The sequence below is a fragment of the Acidovorax sp. 107 genome (assembly GCF_003058055.1).
In the GTDB taxonomy this organism is placed as follows: Bacteria; Pseudomonadota; Gammaproteobacteria; order Burkholderiales; family Burkholderiaceae_C; genus Acidovorax.
In genome coordinates this window covers 1621489-1642858 of record NZ_QBTZ01000001.1, presented here as the reverse complement: position 1 = coordinate 1642858, position 21370 = coordinate 1621489, and the positions used below count along the sequence as shown (strand labels likewise).

The 21370-nt window shown below is 61.3% G+C and carries 14 protein-coding genes; 4 read left to right on the top strand and 10 right to left on the bottom strand.

Features of this window, described 5'->3' with window-relative positions:
* Positions 1–85 precede the first annotated feature (85 nt).
* From clpA to dnaE, 3 genes are all read right to left on the bottom strand, one after another.
* Positions 86–2434 carry an ATP-dependent Clp protease ATP-binding subunit ClpA gene (gene clpA / locus C8C99_RS07830; RefSeq protein WP_056645190.1) on the bottom strand — a complete coding sequence of 783 codons (2349 nt, stop codon included), beginning with the start codon at positions 2432–2434 and terminating at the stop codon, positions 86–88.
* A 57-nt stretch (positions 2435–2491) separates the two neighbouring features.
* On the bottom strand, positions 2492–2860 hold the full coding sequence (clpS, locus tag C8C99_RS07825) for an ATP-dependent Clp protease adapter ClpS (protein WP_056645192.1): 369 nt from the start codon (positions 2858–2860) through the stop codon (positions 2492–2494).
* 97 nt (positions 2861–2957) lie between these two features.
* Positions 2958–6491, bottom strand: coding sequence for a DNA polymerase III subunit alpha (dnaE, locus tag C8C99_RS07820; protein ID WP_056645944.1), 3534 nt, complete (start codon positions 6489–6491; stop codon positions 2958–2960).
* A gap of 208 nt (positions 6492–6699) precedes the next feature.
* Between dnaE and C8C99_RS07815 the strand changes: the two genes are divergently transcribed.
* Positions 6700–7497, top strand: coding sequence for an outer membrane protein assembly factor BamD (locus C8C99_RS07815; protein ID WP_056645196.1), 798 nt, complete (start codon positions 6700–6702; stop codon positions 7495–7497).
* Here the strand turns inward: C8C99_RS07815 and C8C99_RS07810 are convergent.
* Together C8C99_RS07810 and C8C99_RS07805 are read right to left on the bottom strand one after the other, a co-directional pair.
* Positions 7460–9532: an ATP-dependent DNA helicase gene (locus C8C99_RS07810; RefSeq protein WP_108625404.1), complete on the bottom strand. Its 2073-nt coding sequence runs from the start codon at positions 9530–9532 to the stop codon at positions 7460–7462. The two genes, C8C99_RS07815 and C8C99_RS07810, sit on opposite strands and share 38 nt — an antisense overlap.
* Entirely contained in the window at positions 9532–9735 is a 204-nt protein-coding gene (locus tag C8C99_RS07805) for a YdcH family protein (protein ID WP_108625403.1), read from the bottom strand. Before C8C99_RS07805 ends, C8C99_RS07810 begins: the two co-directional genes overlap by 1 nt.
* A gap of 107 nt (positions 9736–9842) precedes the next feature.
* Here C8C99_RS07805 and C8C99_RS07800 point away from each other — a divergent pair, with 107 nt between their 5' ends.
* On the top strand, positions 9843–10649 hold the full coding sequence (locus C8C99_RS07800; RefSeq protein WP_056645199.1) for a PP2C family serine/threonine-protein phosphatase: 807 nt from the start codon (positions 9843–9845) through the stop codon (positions 10647–10649).
* A 130-nt stretch (positions 10650–10779) separates the two neighbouring features.
* Here C8C99_RS07800 and C8C99_RS07795 read toward each other — a convergent pair whose 3' ends face one another.
* The 5 genes from C8C99_RS07795 to C8C99_RS07775 all read right to left on the bottom strand — a co-directional run bounded on the left by C8C99_RS07795 (position 10780) and on the right by C8C99_RS07775 (position 18384).
* Complete coding sequence (locus C8C99_RS07795; protein ID WP_108625402.1) at positions 10780–11484, bottom strand: hypothetical protein; 705 nt, start codon at positions 11482–11484, stop codon at positions 10780–10782.
* Complete coding sequence (zapE, locus tag C8C99_RS07790; protein ID WP_108625401.1) at positions 11481–12578, bottom strand: cell division protein ZapE; 1098 nt, start codon at positions 12576–12578, stop codon at positions 11481–11483. Before zapE ends, C8C99_RS07795 begins: the two co-directional genes overlap by 4 nt.
* An 82-nt stretch (positions 12579–12660) precedes the next feature.
* On the bottom strand, positions 12661–14088 hold the full coding sequence (gene lpdA, locus C8C99_RS07785; RefSeq protein ID WP_056645205.1) for a dihydrolipoyl dehydrogenase: 1428 nt from the start codon (positions 14086–14088) through the stop codon (positions 12661–12663).
* 90 nt (positions 14089–14178) lie between these two features.
* Positions 14179–15453, bottom strand: a complete 1275-nt coding sequence (odhB, locus tag C8C99_RS07780; protein WP_056645207.1) for a 2-oxoglutarate dehydrogenase complex dihydrolipoyllysine-residue succinyltransferase — start codon at positions 15451–15453, stop codon at positions 14179–14181.
* A gap of 51 nt (positions 15454–15504) precedes the next feature.
* A complete protein-coding gene (locus C8C99_RS07775; RefSeq protein ID WP_056645209.1) occupies positions 15505–18384 on the bottom strand; it encodes a 2-oxoglutarate dehydrogenase E1 component in 2880 nt (959 codons plus the stop codon).
* A gap of 245 nt (positions 18385–18629) precedes the next feature.
* Here C8C99_RS07775 and C8C99_RS07770 point away from each other — a divergent pair, with 245 nt between their 5' ends.
* Both C8C99_RS07770 and C8C99_RS07765 read left to right on the top strand, forming a co-directional pair.
* Entirely contained in the window at positions 18630–19694 is a 1065-nt protein-coding gene (locus C8C99_RS07770; RefSeq protein ID WP_108625400.1) for an AI-2E family transporter, read from the top strand.
* A 358-nt stretch (positions 19695–20052) separates the two neighbouring features.
* Positions 20053–21345: an integrase gene (locus C8C99_RS07765; protein WP_233247174.1), complete on the top strand. Its 1293-nt coding sequence runs from the start codon at positions 20053–20055 to the stop codon at positions 21343–21345.
* The last annotated feature ends 25 nt before the right edge of the window (positions 21346–21370 follow it).

Here is a 21370-nt window from a genome sequence, read left to right as displayed (position 1 = left end):
TGATGCCCCGCCGCATGACCGTCGCCAATAAAAAAGCCCACGGCTTTCACCGTGGGCTTCTTGCTGCCTTGCAGCGAAGCGAAGATCAGTCTGCGGTGGCCTCTTCGGGCTCAGCAGGTTCCGACTTGGCAGAGCGCTCTTTTTTGGGCAAGGGCTGAATGTCGAGCAGCACCTCGGATGTTTCCACGCCCTTGTCGTCCTTCTTCATTTCGATATCCACTGTCAGGCGGCCCCCTTCGGTGAGGCGACCAAACAGCAGTTCGTCGGCCAATGCGCGGCGGATGGTGTCCTGGATCAAGCGCTGCATCGGGCGCGCACCCATGAGTGGATCGAAGCCCTTCTTGGCCAGGTGCTTGCGCAGCGTGTCGGTAAAGGTGACCTCCACCTTCTTCTCGGCCAGTTGGGTCTCCAGCTGCAGCAGGAACTTGTCCACCACGCGCAGGATGATCTGCTCGTCGAGCGCCTTGAAGTTGACGATGGCGTCCAGCCGGTTGCGGAACTCGGGCGTGAACAGGCGCTTGATATCGCCCATTTCGTCGCCCGCCTGCCGCGGGTTGGTGAAGCCGATCGTCGCCTTGTTCATGGTCTCGGCGCCAGCATTTGTGGTCATGATGATGAGCACGTTGCGGAAGTCAGCCTTTCGGCCGTTGTTGTCCGTCAGCGTGCCATGGTCCATGACCTGCAGCAGCACATTGAAGATGTCCGGATGCGCCTTCTCGATCTCGTCGAGCAGCAGCACCGCGTGCGGCTTCTTCGTGATGGCTTCGGTCAGCAGGCCGCCCTGGTCAAAGCCCACATAGCCGGGCGGCGCGCCAATCAGACGGCTGACCGCATGGCGCTCCATGTACTCAGACATGTCGAAGCGGATCAGCTCGATGCCCATGATATAGGCGAGCTGCTTGGCGGCTTCGGTCTTGCCGACGCCCGTGGGGCCGCTGAACAGGAACGAACCGATCGGCTTGTCGCCCTTGCCCAGGCCCGAGCGCGCCATCTTCACCGAACTGGCAAGCACTTCCAGAGCCTTGTCTTGGCCAAACACCACGCTCTTGAGATCGCGTTCCAGCGTCTGCAGCTTGCCGCGGTCGTCGTTGGAGACATTGGCAGGCGGAATGCGCGCTATCTTGGCCACGATTTCTTCGATCTCGGCCTTGCCAATGGTCTTCTTGCGCTTGCTCGGCACCATGATGCGCTGGGCGGCGCCGGCCTCATCGATCACGTCGATGGCCTTGTCAGGCAGGTGACGGTCGTTGATGTACTTGGCACTCAGCTCAGCAGCCGCCTGCAGGGCAGCCGCAGCGTACTTGACGCTGTGGTGCTCTTCAAAACGCGACTTCAGGCCCTTGAGGATATCGATGGTTTCAGCCACGCTCGGCTCGACCACGTCCACCTTCTGGAAGCGGCGGGACAGGGCAGCATCCTTCTCAAAAATGCCGCGGTATTCCGTGAATGTGGTCGCGCCAATGCATTTGAGCTGCCCGCTGGAAAGCGCCGGCTTGAGCAGGTTGGACGCGTCCAGCGTGCCACCTGACGCAGCGCCTGCACCGATCAGGGTGTGGATCTCGTCGATGAAAAGGATGGCATTGGGCTTGTCCTTGAGGGACTTGAGCACGCCCTTGAGGCGCTGCTCGAAATCACCCCGGTACTTGGTACCCGCCAGCAGCGCGCCCATGTCGAGCGAATACACCGTGGCCTCGGCCAGGATCTCGGGCACGTCGTTCTGGGTGATGCGCCAAGCCAGACCTTCGGCAATCGCCGTCTTGCCCACGCCAGCTTCACCCACCAACAGCGGGTTGTTCTTGCGGCGACGGCACAGGATCTGGATCGTGCGCTCTACTTCGTAGTGGCGCCCGATCAGCGGATCAATCTTGCCGTCCTTGGCAGCCTGGTTCAGGTTCTGGGTGAACTGCTCGAGAGGCGACGCCTTTTCGTTGCGCTCGCCGCCACCGCCCTCTTCGCCTTCAGCCTGGTTTTCGGCCTTCGCGGGTTCTGGGGGCTCACCTTTCTTGATGCCGTGGGCGATGAAGTTGACCACGTCGAGGCGCGTGACGCCCTGCTGGTGCAGGTAGTACACGGCGTGCGAATCCTTCTCGCCAAAGATGGCCACAAGCACGTTGGCGCCCGTGACCTCTTTCTTGCCGTTGCCCGTGGATTGCACGTGCATGATCGCGCGCTGGATCACGCGCTGGAATCCCAGTGTGGGTTGCGTGTCCACCTCGTCAGATCCTGCAACCTGGGGGGTATTGTCTTTAATGAAGTTGGCCAATGATGAACGCAGATCATCAATGTTGGCCGAACATGCGCGCAGCACCTCCGCTGCGCTGGGGTTATCGAGCAATGCAAGCAACAGATGCTCCACGGTGATGAACTCGTGGCGCTGCTGGCGGGCCTCAACAAAGGCCATGTGCAAGCTGACTTCCAGTTCCTGGGCAATCATGTGAACTCCTTTGTGCTTGCGTGGAAGGGATAACTGTAGATCGGGATCAAAAACCTGTTATTCAACAGGCTCACTGACACATTGCAGTGGGTGGCCCGCTTTGAGGGCGGCGTCAAGCACTTGTTCTACCTTGGTGGCGGCAACGTCGCGCGAATAAACGCCGCAAACGCCTTTACCGTCAAGGTGGATCTTCAACATGATCTGGGTGGCCGTTTCGCGGTCTTTGCTGAAGAATTCCTGCAGCACCACGATGACAAACTCCATGGGGGTGTAGTCGTCGTTGAGCATAACCACCTGATACATCTGTGGCGGCTGGGTCTTTTGGGTGCGCCTCTCGAGCACGACCGAACCGCCATCATCCCGCGCAGGCCTTGTCGCCGGCGGCGCGGTGGGGGGTGAAGGTGGTTTTGTTGCCATGAAAATCATTCTAGCGACCCGCACGGGAGGCTGCTGCTGGAGAAGCTGGTTGTTGAACAGGTATTTTTCAACCCATGGCGTACAGAAACTTGCGCCGGGCAATCCATCACTCGTAGACCACAGTGGCAGCGCCTGCACCTACCTGCGCCGTCCATGCGGCCAGAGCGGCATCGCTGGGGTAAAAACGTGCGTTCTCGCCCAGTTGCAACTCCGCCACTGCGACCGCGTCATCTGACAGGCAACGCACGCCCATGCGCACGCGCAGTCCGTGCACCAGTTCTCCTTCGGCGATTTCTTCACGCAACGGCGGAAATTCGCGCACCAGGCGCGGCACGTCTGGCGCCTTGTCGGCCACCGCTACATGCAGGTATTTGCCAAACCGGCAACGCGCTCCCGCCAGGTCCCACACCTGCTGCACCTTCACACGCAAGCCTCCGCTGAAGTGGTCCAGCTGCAGCCGCCCCATCATCACCACAAACTCGTCCTCCTTGAGCTGATTGCGGTAGGTGTTCAGCAATGCCTCATCGGCAGAAGCCTCGATCACGGCAGACTTGTCATCCAGCTTGAACAGACCCAACCGGCCGCGCTGCCCGTTGATGACACGAAAGTCGCTGATGATGCCGGCCAGCACCTGGGGCTCGCGGCTGTCGAGCAGTTCATCAATCTGCGTGCGCACAAAACGGCGCACCTCGGTGGCCACCTCGTCGAACAGGTGACCGGACAGGTAGAACCCCACGGCGGTTTTTTCGAGCGTGAGCCGCTCCTTGATGCCCCAAGGGGTTGCGTCCACCAGATCCGGCTCCTGGGTGCTCGAGCCATGGGCGTCATCGCCCATCATGTCGAACAAACCACCCTGGTTCACATTGGCCAGCGTGGCGGCGGCAAAGTCGAAGGCCCGATCAATGGAGGCCACCAGGGCCGCCCGGTTGAGGTGGATGGAATCAAAGGCGCCCGCTTTGATCAGCGCTTCCACTGTGCGCTTGTTCATGCGGGCCTTGTCCACACGCACACAAAAATCAAACAGGCTCTTGAAAGGCCCCGTGGTGGATCCCTGCGGCCCTTCGCCACGCCCTTCCCGGGCGGCGACGATGGCTTCAATCGCCTGCTGACCCGTACCCTTCACAGCCCCTAGGCCATATCGGATGATCTTGTCGGTGACCGGCTCGAACCGATAGAAGCCCCGGTTCACATCCGGCGGCTCGAACGACAGACCCATCTTTTGCGCGTCTTCGAACAACACCTTGAGCTTGTCGGTGTCATCCATTTCCACGGTCATGTTGGCGCAGAAGAACTCGGCCGTGTAGTGCACCTTGAGCCAACCAGTGTGGTAAGCCAGCAAAGAGTAAGCAGCAGCGTGCGACTTGTTGAAGCCATAGCCCGCGAACTTCTCCATCAAGTCGAACACTTCGTCGGCTTTTTCCTGGCTGATGCCCTTTTCTGCCGCCCCCTTGCGGAAGATGGCGCGGTGTTCGGCCATCTCCTCGGCCTTCTTCTTGCCCATGGCGCGCCGCAGCATGTCTGCGCCACCCAAGCTGTAGCCGCCCAGTACCTGGGCGGTCTGCATCACCTGCTCCTGGTACACCATGATCCCGTAGGTCTCAGCCAACACGGGTTCGACCAGCGGGTGGGGGTACTCCACCACTTCCTTGCCATGCTTGCGATTCACAAAGCTGGGGATCAGGTCCATGGGCCCTGGCCGGTACAACGCATTCAGGGCAATCAAGTCCTCCAGCCGGCTTGGACGCGCCTCTTTCAACATGCCCTGCATGCCGCGGCTTTCAAACTGGAACACGGCCTCCGTCTTGCCCTCGGAGAACAGCCGGTAGGTGGGCCCATCGTCGAGCGGTATGTTCTCGAACGCAAAGTTCTCCTGCCCCTTGTGGCGCTGGATGATGAACTCGCGCGCAATCTCCAGGATGGTGAGCGTGGCCAAGCCCAAGAAGTCGAACTTCACCAAGCCGATGGCTTCCACGTCGTCCTTGTCATACTGGCTCACGGCAGACTCGCTGCCCGGCTGCTGGTAGAGCGGACAAAAATCGGTGAGCTTGCCCGGCGCAATCAATACACCCCCGGCATGCATGCCGATGTTGCGTGTCATGCCTTCAAGCTTCTGCGCCATCTCGATGACGGTCTTGACGTCTTCTTCCTTGCGCACACGCTCGTAGAGCATGGGCTCCAGTTCCAGCGCGTAGTTGTTCTTGTCGCCTTCCTTTTTCACCTCGGGTGGGTAGGCCAGGGTGTAGGACATGCCAGGCTTGCCAGGCACGAGCTTGGAGATGCCATCACAGAAGGTGTAGCTCATGTCCATCACCCGGCCGACATCGCGGATCGCGGCCTTGGCGGCCATGGTGCCGAAGGTGGCGATCTGGCTCACGGCATTCTTGCCGTACTTTTCCTTGACGTAGTCAATCACCCGGTCGCGGTTGGACTGGCAGAAATCGATGTCGAAGTCGGGCATCGATACCCGTTCTGGGTTCAGGAAGCGCTCGAACAGCAGGTTGTATTGCAACGGGTCCAGATCGGTGATCTTCAACGCATACGCAACCAGCGAGCCGGCGCCCGACCCACGACCCGGCCCCACCGGGCAGCCGTTCAGCTTGGCCCACTGAATAAAGTCACCCACGATCAGGAAGTAGCCAGGAAACCCCATCTTGAGAATGGTGCCCAGCTCGAACTCCAGACGCTCCACATACCGTGGACGCTGGCTTTCGCGCTCGGCCTCGCGAGGAAAGAGGTGTTTCAGGCGATCCTCTAGCCCCTCGAAAGAGGCATAGCGGAAATACTCGTCAATGGGCATGCCGTTGGGCGTCGGAAAATCCGGCAACTGCGGCTTGCCAAGCACCAGGGTCAGATTGCAGCGCTGCGCAATCTCGACCGTATTGGCGATGGCCGATGGCAGATCGGCAAACAAGGCCTCCATCTCGGCGGAAGACTTGAAATACTGGTCGCGAGTGAACTTGCGCACCCGGCGCGGGTTGGCCAGGATTTCCCCCTCGGCGATACAGATGCGCGCCTCGTGCGCCTCGTAATCATCAGGCTCGGCAAACTGCACAGGGTGGGTTGCCACCACCGGCAGGTTCAGCCGGGCTGCGAGCTGCGCTGCGGCCACCACATGGGCTTCGTCGTCGCCTCGGCCGGCCCTTTGCAGCTCAACATAGAACCGGTGCGGAAAAATGCCCGCCAAACGCAGCGCGATATCGGCCGCACCCGACTCGTCCCCCTTCATCAGCGCCTGACCCACTGGGCCCGCCTGGGCGCCAGACAGGGCGATCAAGCCCTCCGACAGCTCCTCCAGCCAGGTCCAGGTGCTCAGCGCGAGGTTTTTGGCGACGTTACGGGTCCAGGCCCGGGCCAGCAGTTCCGACAGGTTCAAATAACCTTGGCGGTTTTGCACCAGAACAATCAGACGTGAGGGAGCAGCACCCGCCTCGCCTTCAACAAAGATCTCGGCGCCCAAGATGGGCTTGACCCCCTTGCCTCGGGCCTCCTTGTAAAACTTGATCGCGCCAAAGAGATTGTTGAGATCGGTGATGGCCAGCGCAGGCTGGCCGTCCTTGGCAGCGGCTTTGGCCACCTCATCGATACGATTGGTACCGTCAACGACGGAGAACTCGGTGTGCAGGCGCAAATGAACAAACATGCAGGCATTGTAGAAACCCCGGCGGCCCACCTGTGACTGCCCGGGCCGCTGTACCGTCAGACCGCGGGCGCCCCAGTACAATGCTTTTTCGTGCCCAGAATGACAGTGAGGGCTGCCGTGTCGAGTGCGTCAGGCGCACACCCCCGCTGCAGAGCCCCTGAGCCCCTTCTTGCGCACCTTTTTCCTTCTTTGCTGAAAGCTGCTTGCGATGCTGCGTGCCCCACTGCCCCTTGTTTCCGCCTTGCTGCTGGCCGGTCTGCTGGCTGGCTGCTCCAGCACCACGGTCGATAAAACGGCGGGCTGGAGCCCCAATCGCATCCACTCCGAAGCCCAGGACGAAATGAACAGCGGGGCCTATGACAAGGCCGTTCCGCTGCTGGAAAAGCTGGAGGGCCGTGCAGCAGGTACCCCACTGGCCCAGCAAGCCCAGATCGACAAAGCCTATGCCCACTACAAGGCGGGCGAAAAGGCACAGGCCGTCGCGACGCTGGACCGCTTCATGAAGCTGCACCCCGCCAGCCCTGCACTGGACTATGCGCTGTACCTGAAGGGCCTGGTCAACTTCAACGATAACCTGGGCCTTTTCTCGTTCATCTCACGCCAGGATCTGTCCGAGCGCGACCAGAAGGCCGCCAAGGACTCGTTTGAAGCGTTCAGTGAATTGGTCACACGCTTTCCCGAATCCCGCTATGCGCAGGACTCTCGCCAACGCATGACCTACATCGTCAATTCGCTGGCCCAATACGAAGTACATGTGGCACGGTACTACTTTGAGCGCGGCGCCTACGTGGCCGCCATTGGCCGTGCGCAAGTGGCATTGGCCGACTACCAAGGTGTTCCCGCGCTCGAAGAGGCGCTGTACATCTTGATCCAGTCGTACGACGCCTTGGGGATGACCCAGCTGCGGGACGATGCGCGCCGCGTGATGGACAAGTCCTACCCGCAAAGCGCCTATCTGAGTGGCGGCGTCAAGGGCAAGTCGGATCCATGGTGGAAGGTCTGGTGAGCGCCAGCAGCGCAGCCTCAAACGCCTCAGGCGATTCCAGCCGCCGCATCGGTGGCAAAGCGGCCAGCAAGCGCTTGCCATAACCCATGGTGACAAGGCGCGTGTCGCCCACCACCAGAATGCCCCGGTCCGTTTCATGCCGGATCAAGCGGCCCGCACCTTGCTTGAGCGCTACCGCCGCCTCCGGCAGTGCATAGGACTTGAACGCTTTGCCCCCCGCCTTTTCGATGCGCTGCGTACGTGCCTCCACCAGGGGATCTCCCGGCGGCGGAAACGGCAGCTTGTCGATCACCACCAGCTGCAGAGCATCGCCCGGCACATCAAAACCCTCCCAGAACGAGGCCGACGCCACCAGCACACAGCCCGGGCGGCCGTGCGACGCCCCCTCGCGAAAACGCTCCATCAGGCGCCGCTTGGGCCAGTCGCCCTGCACCAGCACTTCCAGTGCACCCGAACCTTGCCACCGCGCTTTGAGCGCATCACCGATGGTGCGCAAGGCCTTCAATGTGGTCGTGAGCACCAGCGTACGCCCCGCCAATGGCTCGGCGGCAGAGGCAACCCAATCAGCCACGCTGCGGCTGTGGGACGGGTCGGCAGGCGACGGCAACTCGCGCGGCACATAGAGTGCAGCCTGCCGAGCGTAATCAAATGGGCTGGTCACGCGCAGGATGCGCACATCCTGCAGCCCGGAACGTTCGGTGAACCAGGTCAAAGCTTCATCGTCACCCAGGGTGGCCGAGGTAAAAATCCACGCCCGACCAACGCCTGCGGAAGTGTCCTCGGGCCAGGCATCTCCCTGCGAGGCCTCTGCGGGCGACGCCAGAATCCGTGTGCGCATGGCATCAGCAATGTCCAGCGGGGACTCGATCAAGCGCAACTGGCTGCCCACATCCAGCCAGCGAACTCCATCGGCCTGGCAAGGGCCCGAAAACCGCGCCATCCTGGCCAACAGTGCGTTACCGCGCTCGTACAGGCGCTCCAGATCAGGTGCCATTTCGCTCACGGTGTCCAGTGCCTCCAGGGCCTGCGCACACGCAGATGCCACAGCGCGCAGCGCGGCCTGCCACGCAGAGCCTGATACCCCCTCGGGTATCTCGTCTGTCCAGCGCAGCCTGCTCGCCCCTGAAACGCTGCCCCCGCCATTGACCGCTGCCACGCCCACCGCCAGACGCAGGTCCCGCGCAGACAACTCCACACGCTGCGCAAGACCTGCCCAGTCAGCCAGGCCCCGCGCATGTTGCAACCCTGCCATCAGCAGGTCACGGGCAAAGTCCGCCCATTGACCCGTGGAAATCTGCGCACCTAAAAACTGCACGCCTGTCTCATTGATCTGGTGGGCCTCGTCGAAGACCACCACACGCACCGTGGGCAGCAACTCGGCCATGCCCGATTCGCGCACCGCCACATCAGCAAAGAACAGATGGTGATTGATGACCACGATGTCGGCCGCCAACGCCTCGCGCCGCGCACGATGGACGTGACATTCGCGAAACCGGGGGCACGGTGAGCCCAGGCAATTCTCACGCGTCGAAGTGACCAGCGGAATCACGGGGGAGCGTTCATCCAGTCCTGTCAGCTCCGCCAGATCGCCGGACACGGTATGGCGCGACCAGCCTTCCACCTTGGCCAGCACACGCACCACTCCACGGTCCTGGGCCTGGACATCCAGCCGCGCCTGCTCCATGCGATGCAGGCACAAGTAACTGGCGCGCCCCTTGAGCAGGGCCATCCGAACGGGCAGCCCCAGGATCTGCGCCAAGCGAGGCAGATCTCGCGCAAACAGCTGGTCTTGCAAGGCCTTGGTCGCCGTGGACAAAAGCACCCGCTCGCCACTCAGCAAGGCCGGAACCAGATACGCATAGGTCTTGCCCACTCCCGTGCCCGCTTCCACCACCAGTGCCCCACCCTCGGCAATGGTGTGCGCCACTGCAACGGCCATCTGGGTCTGGCCATCACGCGGTTGAAAATGCCCATCTGCCCGAGCCAGTACGCCATCGGGGGCAAAGACCTCCGGCACCATGGCCACCAACGACATCAGGCAGGCTCTTGGGGTTGCAGCTGCTGCTCAAGCCGCTCAAGCGCGTCGCGCAGCACGAGACGTCGCTTTTTGAGTCGACGCAGGGTGAGTTCGTCAGGCGCCACGTCGGGCGTACACCGGTCGATCAACGCGTCAAGATCGGCATGCTCCATGCGTAGCTCGATCAACTGACGGTGGGGGGAGTGCAGGCTGGGTTTCAAGGCAGGAGGCCGCAGACATGGCAAAAATGCCACAGGCGGGCGGATAATACGCGCTTGGCCCGCTTTCCACGACAGGCGTTCGCGTAGGCGCCCCCACAATCTGCAGCATGACCAAAGCGTTTCGCCTCATCGCCTCCACCGGCATCCACAAGGGTGACCGCGAATACCAGCAAGACCAGGTGGCACTGATCTCTCACGAACGGCACAACGGCTGTGTTCTGGGAGTGGTCGCCGACGGAATGGGTGGCCGCAGCGGGGGGCGCAAGGCCTCGGACCAGGTCATGATGACGGCACGGCAATTGTTCGAACGCTATTCCCCCGACACCGATGACCCGGTGGCAATGCTCAAGAACATGGTGGAAGAGGCCCACATCGTCATTCGACTGACGGCGATTTCGGCAGAGCAGGAACCGCACAGCACCATCGCCGCATTTCTCATCAACCCCCGAGGCGACTGCCATTGGGTCCATGCAGGCGACTCGCGCATCTACCACTTTCAAGGTCCCCGACTCGCGTTTCGCACCAGCGACCACTCCTACGTGCAAGCGCTGGTGGACCGGGGTGAGCTGACAGAGGCTGAGGCCAACAACCATCCTCACTCCAACATTCTGGTCGGCTGCCTTGGCACCGAGAGCGACCCGCCCATTACCACCCACATCATTCCGCAGCTGCAACCGGGCGATGTCTTGCTGGCCTGCAGCGACGGGGTGTGGCACTACTTTTCTCCCACCGAACTGGCGTCGGTAGTCGATTCGCTATCGCCCCGCGAAGCCACGGAATTTTTGATTGAAAAGGCCCGCTCTCGGGCGCGCGGAGGCGGCGACAACCTGTCCCTCGTCGTCGTCAAAATCGAGGCGCTGGCCGAAGAGAAGAAGATTGCACGCCTGACACCGCTGGATATGGGCCGACCCTGAGGGTTAGGCAACCCTCCCCCATCGGGAGCGTCGATGGGTGTGCGGGGGTCCATCAGGCAGCCAGTAGATAGACCCACCCTACAGACAGCCAGTGGGCCTTTCATCGCCCGGCCCAGCGGTTCTCAATGGCTCAGTGCAGCGGCGCAGAGGCCGCAGGTACTGGCAAGGGCGCCGAAGGTTTGCGGCCTTGGGCCATCGCATCGGCTTGAGATTTTTCGACCCGTGCACGGCGTTCCTCGGCAGCTTGCAGCGCCTGGGCATGTTTGGCGCGCGACTGGGCAGCGCGGTCGGCCATCGCGGTGGCGCGGGCGGCCTGTTCATTGGCCTGGGTCTGTGCACGGCTGTTTTGTTGCTTCGCGCGCTGGTGTGCGTCCTGATCCCGCTGCACCTTGGCAGCATCCGGGTCGGCGGCTGGTTTGCGGACCTGCGCATCGGCGCGTTTGCCTGCTGGCGGCACGGTCGCCTGCTTTTCTTCGATGGCCCGCAGACGCAGCGCCGCCTTCTCACGGCGCTCTGCATCATTGAGCTCAATTTCCTGCGCGCGCAATCGGTCTTGCGCCTCTCGCACCTTCGCACGCACGCCGCGCAAGCAATCTTCCACCGCAAAGCGCTGGTAGCACACGGCCTCTTCTTGCTGGCGCCGAGCTGTCAGTACCTCGCGTTCGTGCGCTATGCGGCCATGCTCTGCCTTGCGGTGCGCGGCGGCGGCCGAAGGCGCGGATACAGACTCTTCTCCTGGTGCGGTTGCAGCCCTTGCAGGAGCCACCACCACAGGCGCCATGACGGCGGCCAGCACCCACGCAAGCGCAACCCACCGCCCATCGGATCTGCTCATGTCAGCCCCGTATCCACAGTGCGACGCTCCAGCGCCAGAAACTCCTTGGACTGCATCTCGTTGAGACGGGACACGGTGCGAGGAAACTCGTGAGCCAGAGGCCCTTCGGTGTACAGCTGCTCAGGCGGCACCGCTGCCGACAGAATGAGCTTGACTCGGCGGTCGTACAACACATCCACCAGCCAGGTAAACCGCCGCGCAGGCGATGCCATGCTCACTGGCATATAGGGGACATCGGACAGCAACACCGTGTGGAACTGCGTCGCAATTTCCAGGTAGTCGTTTTGCGACCGAGGGCCACCACACAGGGTCTTGAAGTCGAACCACACCACGCCCCCGGCCTTGCGACGGGCCCGGATCTCGCGCGCCTCGATATGCAGTACCGGGTCTTCGTCATGCACTTCGGCCAGTTGATCGAACGCCTGGTTCATCTCGGCGTCCGCTTCCGAGCCCAGCGGCGTGTGATACAGCTTCACATGTTCCAGCGTCCGTCGGCGGTAGTCTGTGCCGTTGTCCACGTTGACCACTTCGAGCCGCTGGTTGAGCAGGTCAATCGCAGGCAGAATGCGGTCGCGATGCAAGCCACCGGGGTAAAGGTCGTCAGGCTTGAAATTGGAAGTGGTCACAAAGCCGACGCCGTTGTCGAACAACGCCACCAGCAACCGATGCAGGATCATCGCGTCCGTGATGTCCGCCACATGGAACTCATCAAAACAAATGAGCTTGTAGCGTTTGGCGATGCGCTCGCCCAAAACGTCCAGCGGATTGACCGTGCCCTGAAGGGCTGCAAGTTCGCGATGTACTTCACGCATGAATTCGTGAAAGTGCAGGCGCACCTTGCGCTTCAGGGGCACAGCATCAAAAAAGCACTCCATCAAAAAGCTCTTGCCCCGCCCCACGCCGCCGTACATGTAGACGCCCCGCGGAATCTCCGGGCGGTTGATCAGCTTCTTGATCGCGTTGGAGCGTCGTGCCTTGTACTGGGCCCACTCGTCAGCACAGCGCTGCAGGGCATCCACTGCACGCAGCTGGGCGGGGTCGCTTTGGTAGCCTTTGGCGGCCAGCTCGGCCAGGTAAGCCTGTTTGACGGTCACGTTACGGATGCTCTGATACTACAAAATTGATAGCTGCAAGCACATGAAAATCATGCACTTGCAGCCGATTGATATCCAAATATCAGAAATTGAGCGTGCGCTTGTCCACAGCCAGCGCCGCTTCCTTGGTGGCTTCGCTCAAGCTGGGGTGCGCATGGCAGATGCGCGCGATGTCTTCGCTGCTCGCCTTGAACTCCATGGCCACCACGGCTTCGGAGATCAACTCGCTGGCCTGTGGGCCCACGATGTGCACGCCCAGGATTTCATCCGTTTCGGCATCGGCCAGCATCTTGACCATGCCGGTGGTGTCACCCAGCGCCCGTGCGCGGCCATTGGCCAGGAACGGGAAGCTACCGGCCTTGTACTTGACGCCGTCGGCCTTGAGCTGCTGCTCGGTGCGGCCCACCCATGCGATCTCGGGGCTGGTGTAGATGACCCAGGGGATGGTGTTGAAGTTGACATGGCCATGCTGGCCGGCAATGCGCTCGGCCACGGCAACGCCCTCTTCCTCAGCCTTGTGCGCCAGCATGGGGCCGCGCACCACGTCGCCCACCGCCCAGACGCCGGGCAGGTTGGTCTTGCAGTCGGCATCCACCACGATGGCGCCGCGCTCGTCCAGGGCCAGGCCCACGGCTTCGGTGTTCAGGCCGATGGTGTTGGGCACGCGGCCGATGGAGACGATGAGCTTGTCCACATCCAGCGACTGGGCTTCGCCCTTGGCGTTGGTGTAAGCGATGGAAACGCCCTTCTTGCCAGTCTTGATCTCGCCGACCTTCACACCCAGTTCGATCTTCAGCCCCTGCTTGTCGAACGCCTTCTTGGCTTCCTTGGCAATCTGTTCGTCCACGGCACCCAGGAACGTGGGCAGGCCTTCGAGAATGGTGACTTCAGCGCCGAGGCGGCGCCACACGGAGCCCATTTCCAGGCCGATCACACCCGAGCCGATCAGGCCGAGCTTCTTGGGCACCGCACCCACGCGCAGCGCGCCGTCGTTGGACAGCACCAGTTCTTCGTCGAACGGCGTGCCAGGCAGCGCACGGGCGTTGGAGCCCGTGGCGATAATGATCTGCTTGCCGGTCAGCGTTTCGTCGGCGGCGCCAGCCACCTTGATTTCGTAGCCGCCTTCAGCCGCTTTGACGAACGACCCACGACCGTGGAAAAAGCTGACCTTGTTCTTCTTGAACAGGTACAGGATGCCGTCGTTGTTCTGCTTCACGACGGTGTCCTTGCGGGCGATCATCTTGGCCACGTCCATCTTGACGCCGGTGGCGGTGATGCCGTGCTCCGCAAAGTGCTTGTTGGCATGCTCGAAATGCTCGGACGACTGCAGCAGCGCCTTGGAGGGGATGCAGCCCACGTTGGTGCAGGTGCCGCCGGGTGCAGGGCCGCCCTTGTCGTTCTTCCACTCATCAATACAGGCCACGTTGAAGCCCAGCTGGGCCGCGCGAATGGCGGCAATGTAGCCACCAGGGCCGCCGCCGATGACGATCACATCAAATTGTTTGCTCATGGGAAATCTCGTTCAGTCAGTTGGAGAAAGACCCACCGGCGGGCAGGACCAGAGGTCGGGCCACGCGGGTGGGTCGATGCAGTCAGGGGATCAGATGTCGAACAGCAGACGCGATGGGTCTTCCAGCGCGTCCTTCATCGCCACCAGGCCCAGCACGGCTTCGCGGCCGTCGATGATGCGGTGGTCATAGGACATGGCCAGGTAGTTCATCGGGCGCACCACGACCTGCCCGTTCTCGACCATGGCGCGGTCCTTGGTGGCGTGCACGCCCAGAATGGCCGACTGTGGAGGGTTGATGATCGGGGTGGACATCATCGAACCAAAGGTGCCGCCATTGGAGATCGAGAACGTGCCGCCGGTCATTTCTTCAATGCCCAGCTTGCCTTCTGCCGCCTTCTTGCCGAACTCGGCGATCTTCTTTTCGATGTCGGCGAAGCTCATCTGGTCGGCATTGCGCAAGATGGGCACCACCAGGCCACGGGGCGAGCCCACGGCGATACCGATGTCGAAATAGCCGTGGTAGACGATGTCGTTGCCGTCCACCGACGCGTTCAACACAGGGTACTTCTTGAGGGCATGCACGGCAGCCTTCACGAAGAAGGACATGAAGCCCAGCTTGGTGCCGTGTTCCTTGGTGAAGCTGTCCTGGAACTTCTTGCGCAGGTCCATCACCGGGGCCATGTTCACTTCGTTGAACGTGGTCAGGATGGCGTTGGTCGATTGCGACTGGAGCAGGCGCTCGGCCACGCGGGCGCGCAAACGGCTCATGGGAACGCGCTGTTCGGGGCGGCCGCTCAGGTCTTCCTTGCCAGCGGGCGCTGCCACCTGGGGCAGTGCCTTCGTAGGCACGCCGGTGGGGATCACGCTGGGCGCTGCCACGGCGGCCTTGGCGCCACCGGCCACAGCGGCCAGCACGTCGCCCTTGGTCACACGACCATCCTTGCCCGAACCGGCCACGGCCGAGACAGACAGGTTGTTGTCGGCCAGCAGCTTGGCGGCCGCAGGCATGGCCACATCACCCTTCGAACCGCCAGCGGCAGGTTGGGCTGCAGCAGCAGGCGCCGCTGCGGCAGCGGGCGCTGCGGCCGCGGGGGCGGCAGCAGGAGCAGCCGCACCCGCCTTGCCTTCGGTGTCGATCTTGGCGATCAGCTGCTCGGCCACCACCGTGGCGCCATCGCCCTGGATGATTTCGGCCAGCACGCCCGCCGACGGAGCGGGCACTTCGAGCACAACCTTGTCGGTTTCAATCTCGATGAGGATTTCGTCGACGGCGACGGCCTCACCGGCCTTTTTCTTCCAGGTCAGCATGGTGGCTTCGGCCACGGATTCGGACAGCTGGGGGACTTTGACTTCTACGATAGCCATATCAATTCTTTCGGAATGGGGTTTTGTTCTGTTGTCGGGTCGCAGCTGGCCTTACTTGGTCAGGACAAAACCCTTGAGCTTGGCAAACGCGCCGTCCACCAGCGCCTTTTGTTGTTCCTGGTGCAGGTGCGAGTAACCCACGGCTGGCGATGCCGAAGCAGCGCGGCCGGAGTAGCCCAGCTTCTGGCCGTCGAGCATGTTCTCGTGGATGTAGTGCTGCACGAAGAACCAGGCGCCCTGGTTCTGTGGCTCGTCCTGGCACCACACCACATCGGTGGCATTGGGGTACTTCTTCAGTTCGGCCGCAAACGCCTTGTGCGGGAAGGGGTAGAGCTGCTCAACGCGCAGGATCACCACATCATCGACTTCCTTCTCGGCACGCTTTTTGACCAAGTCGTAATACACCTTGCCAGAGCAGGCGATCACGCGCTTGACCTTGGCGGCCTTCTTCACGATGGCCTCGTCCTGCTCGGGAATCACCGTCTGGAAGCTGCCCTTGGTGAATTCGGACAGCGGCGAGGTGGCATCCTTGTTACGCAGCAGCGACTTGGGCGTCATGATGATCAGCGGCTTGCGCAGATCACGCACCATCTGGCGGCGCAGCACATGGAAGATCTGGCTGGCCGTGGTGGGCTGCACGATCTGCATGTTGGCGTCAGCTGCCAGCTGCATGAAACGCTCCAGACGGGCCGAGCTGTGCTCTGGGCCCTGGCCTTCGTAGCCGTGGGGCAGCATCAGGGTGATGCCGTTGACGCGACCCCACTTCACTTCGCCGGAGGCAATGAACTGGTCGATAACGACCTGTGCACCGTTTGCGAAGTCGCCGAACTGCGCTTCCCAGATCACCAGGGTGTTGGGGTCGTTCGATGCATAGCCATACTCAAAGCCCAGCACCGCTTCCTCCGACAGGATGGAGTCGATGACAACAAACGGAGCCTGGTTCTCAGCCACGTTCTGCAGGGGCGTGTAGGTGCCGATGTCCCACTTTTCCCGCTTTTGATCATGAATCACCGAATGACGGTGCGTGAACGTGCCGCGGCCACAGTCTTCGCCAGACAGGCGCACGGGATAGCCGCTGGCCACCAGCGAGGCAAAAGCCATGTGCTCGCCCATGCCCCAGTCCACCGGGATGTCGCCACGGCCCATGGCCGCACGGTCGTCGTACACCTTCTTGACCAGTTGGTGAGGTGTGACGCTTTCCGGGATGGTCGTGATCTTCTCAGCCAGGCGCTTCCACTCAGCCAGGGGAATGGCCGTGTCGCCAGCGTCCGTCCACTTCTTGCCCAGGAACGGGCTCCAATCCACCGCGTACTTGCTCTTGAAGTTGGTCAGCACCGGGTCAACCGTGTGCTTGCCCGCGTCCATGGCTGCGCGGTAGGCCTTCACCATGTCATCGCCCAGCGATTCGCCCAAGCCCTGCGTGGCCAGTTTGTCGGCATACAGCTTGCGCGTACCAGGGTGCGCACCAATCTTCTTGTACATCAGCGGCTGGGTCAGCGCCGGGGTGTCCTGCTCGTTGTGGCCCAGTTTGCGGAAGCAGATGATGTCCACCACCACGTCCTTCTTGAACTCCATGCGGAATTCAAGAGCCAGCTGGGTGGCCAGCACCACAGCCTCTGGATCATCACCGTTCACGTGCAGCACAGGCGACTCGATCATCTTCACGATGTCGGTGCAGTACAGCGTGGAGCGGGTGTCGCGCGGGTCAGACGTCGTGAACCCGATCTGGTTGTTGATGATGATGTGCACCGTGCCACCCGTGTAGTAGCCACGGGTCTGGGCCAGCGCCAGGGTTTCCTGGTTGACACCCTGGCCTGCAAAGGCGGCATCGCCGTGCACCAGCACAGGCAGAACCTGCTTGCCATGGGGGTCAGCACGACGGTCCATGCGCGCGCGCACCGAGCCTTCGACCACAGGATTGACGATTTCCAGGTGCGAAGGGTTGAACGCCAGCGACAGGTGAACGGGGCCGCCAGGGGTGGTCACGTCCGAGCTGAAGCCCTGGTGGTACTTCACGTCACCTGCAGGCAGGTCTTCGGGGGCGGTGTGATCGAACTCTGCGAACAGGTCTTTGGGCATCTTGCCCAGCGAGTTGACGAGCACGTTCAAGCGGCCACGGTGGGCCATGCCGATCACGATCTCCTGCACGCCCTTCGCGCCAGCAGACTGGATGAGCTCGTCCATTGCAGCGATGAAGCTCTCGCCGCCTTCCAGAGAAAAGCGCTTCTGGCCCACGTACTTGGTGTGCAAAAAGCGCTCGAGGCCTTCAGCAGCCGTCAAGCGATCAAGGATTTGCTTTTTCTTGTCGGCACCAAAGCTGGGCTTGCTGCGGATCTTTTCCAGCTTTTCCTGCCACCAGCGCTTCTGGTTCTGGTCGGTGGCATACATGTATTCGGCGCCGATGGAGCCGCAGTACGTTTCACGCAGCGCATTGATCAGCTCACGCAGCGTCATCGACTCCTTGCCGAAGAACGTGTTGCTGGTGTTGAACACGGTTTCCTGGTCAGCGTCGCTGAAGCCGTAGAACGAGGGTTCCAGCTCAGGAATCGCGGGACGCTCCGTGCGCTTGAGGGGATCCAGATCGGCCCAACGCTGGCCCACGTTGCGGTAAGCGGCGATCAGCTGCTGAACGGCGGTGCGCTTGCGGCCCAGTTCAGAATCAGCGCCGGTGGCAACCACGACCTTGGTGCCGCCTTGCTTGGCGCGCTCGGCAAAGGCATTGATGACGGGCAGGTGCGGAACGTCTTTGGCGTTGCTGCCATCCACAGCGGGAACGTGCTGCAGCGCATCAAAGTACTCGCGCCACGTGTCGGGGACGCTACCGGGATTAGCCAGGTAGTTTTCGTACATCTCTTCGACATAGGGCGCATTGCCGCCGAAGAGGTAAGTATTGCCTTGGTAGGCTTGATAGACGGATGTCGTATCGCTCATATTCCGCTGACCTCCGCTTTCCTTGGGAAAGCATTAGCTGGTTGAGAAACCTTCCGCGACACGGCTGAACCGGTTGGCGGATGCGACTGTGGCTGGGGAAGGGCCTTGGTACGGCCGGTATTGTGCCACCGAACGGAAGTCCACCCCCAAAAGCGTGGATACAGGCCATTGCCGCGCAGCGCAAAAAGGCAGCGCTGATCAGCGCCTCGCGTACATTCTGGGTATCCCGTTGCAACGCTCATTACATGCCGCACCACCACCTTCAGAACAAAGCCTTTTTGCTGCTGCTAGCCCTTGTCACCGTCGCATTCGGTGCCATCCTGTGGCAGTTCCACGGCGCCGTTTTCTGGGGCGTCATCCTTGCGATTCTTTTTGCCCCCCTGCACCGCAAACTGCTAAAAAAAATGCCCAAACGGCCCACGCTGGCTGCGTTGTGCACACTCGGATTGTGCTTGGTGGTGGTGATCTTGCCCATGGCCGCCATCACGGTATCGTTGATTCAGGAGGCCACAGCAATCTATGAACGGGTGCGCTCCGGACAGATCAATTTTGGGCTTTACCTGCAACAAGTCATAGCGGCGTTGCCAGCCTGGGCCGCCGGTCTGCTCGACCGCCTGCAGCTCACTAGCGCGGTAGAGCTGCAACAAAAACTTTCATCCTTTGCCGTGCAGGCCAGTCAATTTGTGGCGACCCAGGCGCTCAGCATCGGGCAAAACACGCTGGAGTTCATCGTCAGTTTCGGCATCATGCTGTATCTGCTGTTCTTCCTGCTGCGCGACGGCGCTAGTCTGGCGGTGCGCATCGGTCAGGCTACCCCTCTGGAAGAGACCCATAAGCGCCAACTGGTCACCAAGTTCACCACCGTGATCCGGGCCACGGTCAAAGGCAACATCGTAGTGGCCGCCTCTCAGGGCGCACTGGGCGGCATGATTTTCTGGGTCTTGGGCATCCAGGGGCCGGTGCTGTGGGGAGTCCTCATGGCCTTCCTGTCGCTGCTGCCGGCCGTGGGTGCCGGGCTGATCTGGGTGCCGGTGGCCATCTACTTTCTGGCAACCGGCGCCGTGTGGCAGGGAGTGGTGTTGACGGCGTTTGGCGTCTTCGTGATCGGGCTCGTCGACAACATCTTGCGCCCCATCCTGGTGGGCAAGGACACCAAGATGCCCGACTACATCGTACTGATCTCCACCCTGGGCGGCATGGCCTTGTTCGGCCTGACTGGGTTTGTGATCGGGCCCGTGATAGCGGCCTTGTTCATGGCCAGCTGGGACCTTTTCGCACCACCGGCTGAGACGAACGCCCCCACCCACTGATATCCGCTGGGCCTTGGCCAAGCACGCCAGTCACGAGACATGACGGCCCAGGACTGGCTCCGACCTCACCGCCAAAAACAAAAGCCTCCCGAGGGAGGCTTTTGGCAGCAAACGCACTCACGAGCGCATTTTGAATCGGGTGGTAGGACGTACAAGATTCGAACTTGTGACCAACGGATTAAAAGTCCCTAAAAGCTAGACAACAATGGACATTGCTGGACTGTCACCAGCACCATAAACCTTTGTTTTTAATAGATTTATTGTCCAAATCAGTCCGTTAGTGGGTGATACCATTCACGCTCAAACTGTCACCAGACTGTCACCAGACTGTCACCAGGGTGGCAAACGGACTTAGATCATGGCTACGAAAACCAGCGGACAAAGTATCAACGAACTGTCGCCAGGGCAGTTCCTGAAAATGGGCAAAGTGATCCCGTCAGGATCGTTGGAGGTACGAAAACTAGCATCTGGTGCCGTCACCTTCTACTGGCGCGTCACGATCAACGGCAAGACCGCTCGCGAAGTGATCGGGATATACGACCCGAGTGCGCCGCCCAAAAGCTTGAAGCCGACAGGCAAGGGGTTTTCTGTCTTGGCGGCAATGCGTGCCGCAGAGTCTCTAGCAGAGCAGCATCATGCCAACATGGCCAACGGCGGATTTGCTGGCGTGAAGGCAGCCGCACAGGAGGCGAAGGACAAGGCCAAAGCAGCAAAGCTGGAAGCGGCAAAGTTCACATTGGAGGCGTTGCTCACCGACTACTGCGACCACCTGAAAGCCCTGGAACGCGATTCGCACAGTGACGCCCGAAGCATCTTCAAGCTGCATGTGCTGGAGGCATGGCCCAAGATCGCTGCCCTGCCTGCCAATGAAGTGACTGTAGAACAGATAGCAGACATGATGCGCCGGGTAATTGAGCAGGGAAAAGCTCGCACCAGTAATAAGCTGCGCAGCTATATCAGGGCTGCATACCAGACAGCGAAGGCTGCACGCTCCAAACCCAGCATTCCGGTGAAGTTCAAAAGCTACAACGTCACCCACAACCCTGCGGCAGACACAGAACCCGACGAAAGCGCCAACAAGGCTGACAAGCGCCCCCTGACAACTGAGGAGCTTCGTTCCTACTGGCAAGCCATCAAGCTCCTGCCAGGATTTCAGGGTGCGGTCCTGAGGCTACATCTTTTAACTGGTGGGCAACGCATCGCGCAACTGGTGAAACTGCGTACGGAAAACGTAACGGCTGAAAGCATCATGCTCTTCGATGGCAAGGGTAGACCTGGCAAGCCTCCCCGCCCACATACGGTGCCGCTGATCCCTCAAGCCGCGGCTGCGCTGCAGGAGTGCGAGCCACAAGGCACCTATGCCTTGAGCACCGACAAAGGCGTTACTCACCTTGCCGCGACCACACTGAGCGCGTGGGCAGTCGATGCCACCACGCTGGCCGACTTCCAAGCAAAGCGTATTCGTTCGGGTGTGGAGACCATTCTTGCCCGCGCTCGTATCAGCTCAGATGATCGTGGCCGCTTGCAGTCGCACGGTATCAGCGGGGTACAGAACCGTCACTATGACGGGCATGACTATATGGAAGAGAAGCGGCAAGCGCTGGAAACATTGTTCCGCCTACTGGATGCACCTGAGGGTAGTTCCGCATGAAGGACTACCCGCGGTCCTGCCTTCT

Coding starts and splice junctions, on each gene's coding strand:
- odhB (WP_056645207.1), bottom strand. CDS start 15,453: ATGGCTATCGTAGAAGTCAAAGTCCCCCAGCTGTCCGAATCCGTGGCC.
- C8C99_RS07765 (WP_233247174.1), top strand. CDS start 20,053: ATGGCTACGAAAACCAGCGGACAAAGTATCAACGAACTGTCGCCAGGG.
- C8C99_RS07795 (WP_108625402.1), bottom strand. CDS start 11,484: ATGAGCAGATCCGATGGGCGGTGGGTTGCGCTTGCGTGGGTGCTGGCC.
- C8C99_RS07775 (WP_056645209.1), bottom strand. CDS start 18,384: ATGAGCGATACGACATCCGTCTATCAAGCCTACCAAGGCAATACTTAC.
- dnaE (WP_056645944.1), bottom strand. CDS start 6,491: ATGTTTGTTCATTTGCGCCTGCACACCGAGTTCTCCGTCGTTGACGGT.
- lpdA (WP_056645205.1), bottom strand. CDS start 14,088: ATGAGCAAACAATTTGATGTGATCGTCATCGGCGGCGGCCCTGGTGGC.
- C8C99_RS07810 (WP_108625404.1), bottom strand. CDS start 9,532: ATGTCGTTGGTGGCCATGGTGCCGGAGGTCTTTGCCCCCGATGGCGTA.
- C8C99_RS07800 (WP_056645199.1), top strand. CDS start 9,843: ATGACCAAAGCGTTTCGCCTCATCGCCTCCACCGGCATCCACAAGGGT.
- clpS (WP_056645192.1), bottom strand. CDS start 2,860: ATGATTTTCATGGCAACAAAACCACCTTCACCCCCCACCGCGCCGCCG.
- C8C99_RS07770 (WP_108625400.1), top strand. CDS start 18,630: ATGCCGCACCACCACCTTCAGAACAAAGCCTTTTTGCTGCTGCTAGCC.
- clpA (WP_056645190.1), bottom strand. CDS start 2,434: ATGATTGCCCAGGAACTGGAAGTCAGCTTGCACATGGCCTTTGTTGAG.
- C8C99_RS07815 (WP_056645196.1), top strand. CDS start 6,700: ATGCTGCGTGCCCCACTGCCCCTTGTTTCCGCCTTGCTGCTGGCCGGT.